This is a genomic window from Weissella fangxianensis, assembly GCF_024718545.1.
GTDB lineage: Bacteria > Bacillota > Bacilli > Lactobacillales > Lactobacillaceae > Weissella > Weissella fangxianensis.
This window is the reverse complement of the sequence record NZ_JAMXDB010000070.1, coordinates 1-2,605: the sequence shown is the minus strand read 5'-3', so window position 1 is coordinate 2,605 and position 2,605 is coordinate 1. Positions and strand designations below refer to the sequence as shown.

Here is a 2,605-nt window from a genome sequence, read left to right as displayed (position 1 = left end):
TTAACAGAAGTTAAACGAATTTATTAGTGAATTGACTTCACAAATGTTTTGTATCAAGTAAATTACTTGATGACCCTACACATTTGTTTCATCGAAACGATATTCAGTTTTCAATGATCAACAGTTGCTGTCTCGCTGACAACTTAATCTATATTACAGAAGCTAATTCGATTTGTCAACACTTTCTTTTAAATAAAATTATTAACAATTGAATATCATTTGCTATAAAAACATTAACCTTCTTATCCAGTCAATATTAAAACAAATTAAACTACTACTTGTAATCTGCTATCCGTAAAAGACAACTTTTATATAATACCCCCATATGAAATATAACGCAATAGTTTTTTGTTATTTCTAAAAATTATTACGTGTTATACTATTGAAAAGAACTTCTAAAGATTAAGGATATGAATATGGCAACTAACAAAAGTAAAATAGATCCAGAAAGATTTCTAGCTATGTTGTTACAATATAGCCGAGATTCACACTACAATCATATTAATGTCAGCGTTCGACTTAATAGAAATCCCGCATATACACGGCAAGTTATGAACATTAAGCTAAAACGGATTTCAAAAAAGTTTGGCAATGATGAACGTTTTTATGTATCAATGACCGCTGAAGAAGCAACAAAGTTCCTTTCTTTGATAAACCATCTAAAGGAAGACATGTTTGCAAATTTTGCTAAGAAAATTACTTGGCATACAGAACTACTCGAACGAACACAACAAGAATTTGGTTACCATCAGATACGCGAGCGTGACCAGTACAACAACTTAGAATTTGAACTTCTTCTGTAGAAGTCCCCTACTTATAAAAAAGTGCGAAACGATCTTATATGAGAAAGTTTCGCACTTTTTTATATATCGGTAGGCACTGGATGTTGGGCTGTGTACAAAGCGGCAATCACGCCATGAGCTACTGATACATTCAATGAACGAACTGACCCAGTCTGCGGAATATAAATCATCTGATCAGCCGCCTGAATTAGCTCATCAGCCAATCCAATCTGTTCCTCACCAAAAAGGAAGACACTTTTTTTCGGAAACTCAACCTGAAAGACATTATGCAATTCGTAACCGGGTGTATTATCAACAGCGTAAATAACATATCCTTCTTCATGCCATTGGTCAAATAGTTCTTGATAATCCAATATACGATGATGACTAATATGTTCATAATGTTGCGCGCCCACAGCACCAGTTTTATTCCATTTTTTAGCACCTTCTGGATTATTACTATCCATCGGGTTGTCCGGGTTTAAAAAGACAATTTCTCGCCCTGAAAAGGCATTATGATTGCGAACTGCTGTAGCCTTATTAAAGTCATGCGTTAAATTTTGCAGAACCGTTATCATATCTCCACGACGCTGATCCAATGCTTGCATAATTTGTTCATTTGTCATGCCTTTAAAATCGGTACCCAAATTACGATAGTCTATGCCATTTTGTAAATCGATGTTACTCATTTTTAACCCCTGTTTATTTAATCAATATTATCCACACAATATCATTATACATAAATTCATCTAACAACATTTAATAACTTTGGACTTGACCACCATCTACCACAACATTGCTACCGTTAACATAATGACTGACGCTAGAAGCTAAGAGCACAACAACATTAGCAAACTCCTCTGGTTCTCCATAACGCCCTAAAGGAATTATTTTTTCAGATTGTTGACGAACTTGCTCGGTTGAAGTGTTATCTATCTCTGCCTTAATCTCATCTAATGTTTGAACACGATTTGTTAATATTTGACCCGGAGAAATTGTATTCACCCGAATGCCATACTTACCAAATTCGTTTGCTAAACTTTTGGATAATCCTAATATAGCCATTCTAAAAGTATTTGATAATATCAGTCCAGATAATGGTTGTTTTGTTGATGCTGATACACTATTAATAATTACTCCCTGCGTCTTTTTCAAATCGGGTAATGCTAATCTTATGATCTGTATAGCACTTCTTAAAATAAGTTCATAGGCATCTGTCCAATCATCTTCATGTAATTGCTCAAAACTAGCACTTTTAGGTCCTCCGGTGTTATTAACAACAATATCAATCATGCCAAACTTTCTATGTGTTATAGCTAGTAAATTCTCAATATCCGATGTACTAGTTAAATCCGCCACGACGTATGATAACTGCCCCGCTGATGTCATTGGCTGTAATTTTTGATATGCCAAACGTAAATTTTCTAAGTTATGACTGGTAATCATCACTTTGGTACCTTCTTCTAAAAACTTCTTAGCTGTTGCTAATCCTAACCCCTGACTTGAGGCGGTTACTAAAGCAACCTTATTCTTGAGTTTTAAATCCATAAGTTTACCTCCGTTATTAATTACTAAAAACTCAGTTGGCTTTTTTCGATAAAAATAGAACATCAAAATAAATGAAAAAATATGTTAGATTGATTTTTATCTTTAAAAACATCACATGTAATTTATCAATACTCTACACTCTGCAAAGAAAAAAGCAGCTCACATTTTACTGTGAACTGCTTTCAATTGCATCGCGACGTCCTATCCTCGCAGGAGGCGATCCTCCAACTACTTTTGGCGCTACTGAGCTTAACTACTGTGTTCGGTATGGGAAC

General features: G+C 34.6%; 3 protein-coding genes and 1 rRNA gene. 1 reads left to right on the top strand and 3 read right to left on the bottom strand.

Features of this window, described 5'->3' with window-relative positions:
- Positions 1-416: 416 nt before the first annotated feature.
- On the top strand, positions 417-803 hold the full coding sequence (locus tag NGR58_RS10035; RefSeq protein ID WP_258089354.1) for a hypothetical protein: 387 nt from the start codon (positions 417-419) through the stop codon (positions 801-803).
- Positions 804-862: 59 nt separating this feature from the next.
- On the opposite strand, the gene NGR58_RS10030 is transcribed toward NGR58_RS10035, so the two are convergent.
- The 3 genes from NGR58_RS10030 to rrf all read right to left on the bottom strand — a co-directional run.
- Positions 863-1,471, bottom strand: coding sequence for a TrmH family RNA methyltransferase (locus tag NGR58_RS10030; RefSeq protein ID WP_258089353.1), 609 nt, complete (start codon positions 1,469-1,471; stop codon positions 863-865).
- A 70-nt stretch (positions 1,472-1,541) separates the two neighbouring features.
- Positions 1,542-2,330: an SDR family oxidoreductase gene (locus NGR58_RS10025; protein WP_258089352.1), complete on the bottom strand. Its 789-nt coding sequence runs from the start codon at positions 2,328-2,330 to the stop codon at positions 1,542-1,544.
- A 188-nt stretch (positions 2,331-2,518) separates the two neighbouring features.
- Positions 2,519-2,605: ribosomal RNA gene (gene rrf, locus NGR58_RS10020) — 5S ribosomal RNA — on the bottom strand; the annotation flags it as partial.